5 protein-coding genes and 1 pseudogene are annotated in these 6,035 nt (G+C 57.8%); 3 read left to right on the top strand and 3 right to left on the bottom strand.

The annotated features are described in order from the left end of the window. On the top strand, nucleotides 1–753 hold a 753-nt coding region (locus WBP53_RS00515; RefSeq protein ID WP_423924850.1), incomplete at its 5' end, for a response regulator. 208 nt (nucleotides 754–961) lie between these two features. On the opposite strand, the gene WBP53_RS00510 is transcribed toward WBP53_RS00515, so the two are convergent. Further along, nucleotides 962–1,894, bottom strand: a complete 933-nt coding sequence (locus tag WBP53_RS00510; protein WP_423924849.1) for a crotonase/enoyl-CoA hydratase family protein — start codon at nucleotides 1,892–1,894, stop codon at nucleotides 962–964. Between the two features lie 343 nt (nucleotides 1,895–2,237). Here WBP53_RS00510 and WBP53_RS00505 point away from each other — a divergent pair, with 343 nt between their 5' ends. Then, nucleotides 2,238–2,600, top strand: a complete 363-nt coding sequence (locus tag WBP53_RS00505; RefSeq protein WP_423924847.1) for a PilZ domain-containing protein — start codon at nucleotides 2,238–2,240, stop codon at nucleotides 2,598–2,600. Nucleotides 2,601–2,613: 13 nt separating this feature from the next. Here WBP53_RS00505 and WBP53_RS00500 read toward each other — a convergent pair whose 3' ends face one another. Further along, nucleotides 2,614–4,302, bottom strand: a complete 1,689-nt coding sequence (locus tag WBP53_RS00500; protein ID WP_423924845.1) for an AMP-binding protein — start codon at nucleotides 4,300–4,302, stop codon at nucleotides 2,614–2,616. Between the two features lie 181 nt (nucleotides 4,303–4,483). Between WBP53_RS00500 and WBP53_RS00495 the strand changes: the two genes are divergently transcribed. Continuing rightward, a complete protein-coding gene (locus tag WBP53_RS00495; protein ID WP_423924843.1) occupies nucleotides 4,484–4,969 on the top strand; it encodes a YybH family protein in 486 nt (161 codons plus the stop codon). A 79-nt stretch (nucleotides 4,970–5,048) separates the two neighbouring features. Here WBP53_RS00495 and acnA read toward each other — a convergent pair. Beyond that, a pseudogene (gene acnA / locus WBP53_RS00490) lies at nucleotides 5,049–6,035 on the bottom strand (aconitate hydratase); the annotation flags it as partial.

Below are 6,035 nucleotides of genomic sequence, written 5' to 3'. Positions count from 1 at the left end.
CTCACGGTTCTCGGCCGCATGCTCGAAAAAGCGGGCCATCGAGTCCTGGAGGTCAACAGCGGCGAAGAAGTGCTCGATGCAATGGAGCGCGAGCATTTTGATCTCGCCATCGTGGATCTGCACATGCCGGGGCTCAGCGGTATCGACACGATCAAGCAGGCTCGTGTCATGCAGGTTTCCGGTGATCGCACGCCGTTCCTGGTGTTGAGCGCCGACGCCACCTCGGAAACCATGCGAGCCGCCGAGCGCGCAGGTGCCCGTGCGTTCCTTACCAAACCGGTTTCCATCACCAAGCTGCTGGATACCCTTTCGGAAGTTTCGTCCGGACCATCGCAAGCCATGGTCAAGTCGAAAGATGCCGAAGACCGGGTGTCAGATGACGTCGTGATCTCGAGGAAGGTTCTGGACGAACTCCAGGAACTGCAACTCGGCGATCAGTTCCTTCAGGTTTTCGTGGATGAGTGCGTGCGCGACTCGGTCCGGTGCATCGCGGAAATCGAAAAGTTGGCCAATGCGGAGCAGTGGGACCTGTTTCGCGATCAATGCCATGCGCTGAAGGGAGTCGCCGAGAATATGGGCGCGGTGCAGTTGGCCGAATCAGCCAGCGAATCGATGCGTCTCGGCAATTGGGAGCTGGCAAAGGATTGGCGGCTGTCCGTGGAGGACCTCAGCATCCAGCTTGATCGGGTGCAGTCTGCGCTCAAGACATTCTGGGGCAGACGGGTGAAAGAAGGCGAGCCAGAGCGCCAGTAAGTTGGCGGTGTTTCTTCCGGTCAACGGTACTTGTTCGCCACAGGGATCCTGCGGCACAGCCATGGGCATGTGCACGCAGTGCGAGCGACTCTAAATCCCCTGTTCAGGCAAGGCCTGTGGCGAATCCGTTGCTTGTTCGTTGACTCTTCGTATCGTTCAGGACGTGAGTCCCGACTGCCTCGTTCAATGTTTTCTGCCGTGGTGCCGTTTACATCGCAGCAGCCCTGGCTTCCGGCATGCTGGTTTCTGCACGCGCCGGGGCAGGGCCCGTGGGGCGCTTTTCCTGCGCACGAACAAGTCGCTCCATCGTCCGCAGGGATTTTTCACCGAGCTGAAGGGCGGTATCCACCCAGACTTCAGTGATCTGCATCAGCTCGATCAGGTTGACTGGCTGGGCAATCTCACGAACCCGGTTCATGGCGCTGCGGGCATGCGAGATTCTCTGGTTGCGGCGGATGAAATCGTGAGTCGCCTGCAATCCGTCACCGCGCGGGACCAGCACGTCGACTATTCCCATGCTGTGCAGCTCTTCGCTCGAGTAGACCGAGCCATTGAGCATCATTTCTTCGGCGACCTTGGGTGCTACGCGTTGGCACAGGAACGAGTAGGCGCCCATTCCGGGGAAGAGATCAAACAGGACTTCGGGGAAGCCCATGCCGATTCCTTCTTCGGCGATGATGGTCTGGCACGACAATGCAGCCTCGAATCCCCCGCCGAGCGCATCACCCTGGACCAGCGCAATGGTATGCGCATTGCGATTCAAGTGAGCGTGGAATGCGTAGATCCCCTCCACGCACTGACGTGCATAGGCGAGCAGATGTTCGCGATTACGTTCACGGATAAGTCTGCAAAAGAGATTCAGGTCACCGCCCAGATTGAACACATCTGTATCGGAAGCAAGAACTATATGGGCCAGACGCGAATCCGAAGTGGCGGCAATCGTGGTCAATCGGTCTGCGGTGCGCTTCTGGAACTCGCGGACTTCCCGGATGAGCTGAGTGGAGAAGCATGCTCGATAGCCGCCAGCCAGAGGGAAGCGCTGCGCGTGCATGAAACACCAGTGGGTATTGGCGGAAAAATCTTCCTGCGAACGGAGCAGGCGGCTTTCTTGGTTGTAACGAACGAGTTCTAATGCGGACATGGGGGCAATTCCTTATGGTCTGGAGCCGCCTACCGGATCGCGCGGGAAGAGCGGCAAGTGCTCATCACCAAATTTGCTTTCAAATTCAAAGTCAAAGCGATCAATTTCAGTCTAGCGGAATAATTGACAAGGCCCCTTAAACCGGCTAGCTGTGTTCTGTGACGCGTTTCACACAATTAACCTCTTGTTACAGTCCTACTCCCCTGCGCCCGCTTGATCGGGCAATCTTGGCCCGATTCGTGCTGGATGCAGTGCGGGGATTCAACCCGAATCAGGCCGGATTCAATACAGCCAGCTTGTTCGGGCCGATTGCCGCAAAGTGCGGCCAAGTCGAGGGGGTGGGATGAGTGATCAACCAGGCGAGCGGTACTCGCGTCACGCGCGAATGCCTATTCGATCCATAGTGCTTGTCAGCATGGGGCCGCTGTCATGGGTAACCGAGGTCGAAAACATCTCGGCGACCGGCCTGCTTACCCAAAGACCGGCAGAGTGGAATGCCAATCCTGGCGAGCGCTGCGTGCTCGACTTGCTGATTGGCGATGACCTGCACATCCACCTGGAAGCCAATGTCAGTCGCCTGACTCCGGATCACATCGGCTTCGCATACACCAACATTCCCGAGGACAAGGAGCATGCCCTGTGGGGATTGCTCGGTCAGTTCGCCGACTACATGGACACGCCGAAGCCGGCCGCTGATCAGGATTGAATTCGGACAAGAATCAGGGTGTCGTGGCTGGTGCGTCTCTCAGTTCACGTCGCAGGATCTTGCCTACGTTGGTCTTGGGCAATGAGTCGCGAAATTCCACGATCTTTGGCTGCTTGTAGCCAGTCAGTTCCTTGCGGCAGTGGGCACGTACCTCCGCCTCGGTGAGCGCCGGGTTCTTCCTGACGATAACCAGCTTGACCGCCTCGCCGGATTTCTCGTCGGGAATGCCGATTGCCGCAACTTCGAGGATTCCCGGCATTGATGCAACGACATCTTCTATCTCGTTGGGATACACGTTGAAGCCCGACACCAGGATCATGTCCTTCTTGCGATCGACGATATAGAAGAAGCCTTTCTCGTCCATCCTTGCAATGTCGCCGGTATGCAGCCATCCGTCCGCATCGATGATCTTTGCTGTCTCCTCCTCACGATTCCAGTAGCCCTTCATGACTTGCGGGCCACGTACGCAAAGTTCGCCGGTCTCGCCGACCGCAAGAACTTCGGCATTGTCATTCTGGATACACACCTCGGTGGACGGAATCGGCAATCCGATCGAACCGTTGTATCCGGTGATGTTCAGAGGATTGATGCACACCGCCGGTGAGGTTTCAGTCAGGCCATAGGCTTCGGCCAGAGTCGAACCGGTCACCTTCTGCCAACGCTCCGCAACCGAGCGTTGCACTGCCATGCCGCCCCCCAGCGTCATGCGCAGGCTGGAGAAATCGAGCTTGTCGAAACCCGGCGTATTGAGCAGGCCGTTGAATAGCGTATTCACGCCAGTGATGCTGGTATAGCGGGTTCTAGCAAGTTCGGCCACGAACCCGGGCATGTCGCGTGGATTGGTAATCAGGTGGTTGAGACCACCAATCTTCATGAAGGTCAGGCAGTTCGCCGTCAATGCAAAGATATGGTAGAGCGGCAATGCCGTGATGATGACCTCTTCACCCTCGGTCATGCCCCCACTGATCCATGCGCAGGATTGCTGCATATTGGCGATCATGTTGCGATGAGTCAGCATCGCGCCTTTTGCAACACCGGTGGTGCCGCCGGTGTATTGCAGGAAGGCAATGTCGGAAGCGGAAACGTCGGGGCTCGGAACCTTCTTGCCTTCGCCGCGTTGCAAGGCGTCTCTGAAGCGTATCGCGCCCTGGATCGAATACGCGGGCACCATCTTCTTGACGTGCTTGACGACGAAATTCGTGATTAGGGATTTGGGGAATCCGAGCATGTCGCCCAGCCCGGTCGTGATCACATGCTTGACCGGGGTTTCGTTCATGACCTCAGCCACAGTGTGTGCGAAATTGTCCAGAACGAGGATGGCCTTTGCCCCGGAATCCTCCAGCTGATGTTTCAGTTCGCGAGCCGTGTACATCGGATTCGTATTGACCACGATCATGCCCGCGCGAAGCGCACCGCAAATGGCGATCGGATACTGCAGCACATTCGGCAGCATCATCGCGATGCGGTCACCCTTCTCGCACTTGAGGTCATTGACCAGGAAGCTGGCAAACTGGCAACTCAATCGGTCGAGTTCACCGTAGTTGATGGTGCGGCCCATGTTGGAAAACGCCGGCCGACTTTCGAAGCGCGCAAAGCAGTTCTCCAGCAGTGCAACGATGGAAGAGAACTCCTCCAGATCGATTTCTGCGGGAACGCCTTCGGGGTAGTGGCTCAACCAGGGACGACTATTGCTGCTTGACATGTATGCTCCAGGTTAGCGCTAACGTTGCAGATCAAGGTGATGGCAGGCACGGGTTTGCGTTGCCCGCACCATACGCGGGCGGATAGAGCTTGATTGCAACACAAGGCGCGAACAGGCAGCAAGGCGCACTGCAGCGCAACACGGCCAGATTCGAACCGATCCGACATCAGGAGTCACCAGCATGCACATGCCCCGGCGCGCGCAAACATCCGAATATGCCGCATGTTTTGGCGTAAACCTGTGCAAGGCCCTGATGCTGGCCGTGCTGATGGCAAGCATTCTTGGCTGCTCACGACCTTCCGATGAAGAGCAGATCCGCGCTGCCATGGCCGAAATGCAATCAGCCATGGAGTCCGCCGATCCCGCATCTTTCATGCAGCATGTCGCAGACGACTTTGTCGGCGGCAGTGGTGAATTCGATCGCCAGGCCCTGCACAATCTGCTGCGGACCCAGGTGCTGGCGAACTCCCGAATCAGCATCAGTACCGGCCCCATCGACATCGAATTGCAGGGAGAGCGGGCGACGGCCAGCCAGTCTGTGACGATGCTGGGCGGCAGCGGCCGCTGGATTCCCGAACGCGGATCCGTTCATCGGATTTCCAGTGGCTGGCGCAAGGTTGACGGCGATTGGCTATGCATCAGCGCACAGTGGGAGCGGGCACTCTAGCCGGGCATGGCCGGCAGCCGACGAAACGCCGGGCGCAATGCGAATGCCTTTCGACACCCGCATATGAATTGGCCCGCACTCAGGCAGATGGCTGGGATCCCGCGAGCTGACGCAACACATAAGGCAGGATGCCGCCGTGACGGAAGAAGTCGCGCTCCTTCGGAGTCGCCAGCCGGACATCAACCTTGAACTCCTTCTTGCTGCCATCTTCCGCTGTAGCGATCACGCGGGCTTCGCTGGCATTTGCATCGTCCAGATCGAGGATGTCGAATTTCTCGCGCCCATTCAGGCCAAGCAATTTTGCGTTTTCCCCCGGCTTGAACTGACAGGGCAGTACACCCATGCCGACCAGGTTGGAGCGATGGATTCGTTCGTAGCTTTCGGCGATCACGGCCTTCACGCCGAGCAACAGGGTTCCTTTCGCCGCCCAGTCGCGCGATGAACCCGTTCCGTACTCCTTGCCTGCCAGCACGATCAGCGGTGTGCCTGCGGCCTTGTATTCCATGGCTGCGTCATAGATCGGCATTTCCTTGCCGGAAGGCATATGCATGGTGAAGCCGCCCTCGACACCATCAAGCAGCAGGTTCTTGATGCGGATATTGGCGAACGTGCCACGCACCATCACATCATCATTGCCGCGTCGCGATCCGTAGGAATTGAAATCCTTCGGCTTGACGCCGTGCTCGATCAGGTAGCGCCCGGCAGGCGAATCCTTCTTGATCGTGCCGGCTGGCGAGATGTGATCCGTGGTGATCGAATCACCAAACAGCCCGAGAACGCTGGCGCCGTGGATATCTTCGACCTTGGCAACGTCCATGGTCATGCCTTCGAAGTACGGCGGATTCTTGATGTAGGTCGAATCATCCCAGGCGTACTGGTTTCCGTCGGGTGACGCGATGTGATTCCAGCGCGAGTCGCCCTTGAATACATCAGCGTAATTGTCCTTGAACATCTGCGGGTTGATCGCGCCTGCAATCGTGTCGCCGACTTCCTTGTTCGAAGGCCAGATGTCTTTCAGATAGACCGGCTTGCCATCCTTGCCGACACCCAGCGGATCGGTTTCGAG

This window comes from Dokdonella sp. (assembly GCF_049593775.1).
Classification (GTDB): Bacteria; Pseudomonadota; Gammaproteobacteria; order Xanthomonadales; family Rhodanobacteraceae; genus Dokdonella.
The sequence above is the reverse complement of the archived record's forward strand: the minus strand, read 5'-3'. Positions and strand labels throughout refer to the sequence as shown.

What these genes read in the sequence shown, in the direction of transcription:
- WBP53_RS00510 (WP_423924849.1), bottom strand. Translation starts at nt 1,894, where the DNA reads ATGTCCGCATTAGAACTCGTTCGTTACAACCAAGAAAGCCGCCTGCTC.
- WBP53_RS00505 (WP_423924847.1), top strand. Translation starts at nt 2,238, where the DNA reads ATGAGTGATCAACCAGGCGAGCGGTACTCGCGTCACGCGCGAATGCCT.
- WBP53_RS00495 (WP_423924843.1), top strand. Translation starts at nt 4,484, where the DNA reads ATGCACATGCCCCGGCGCGCGCAAACATCCGAATATGCCGCATGTTTT.
- WBP53_RS00500 (WP_423924845.1), bottom strand. Translation starts at nt 4,302, where the DNA reads ATGTCAAGCAGCAATAGTCGTCCCTGGTTGAGCCACTACCCCGAAGGC.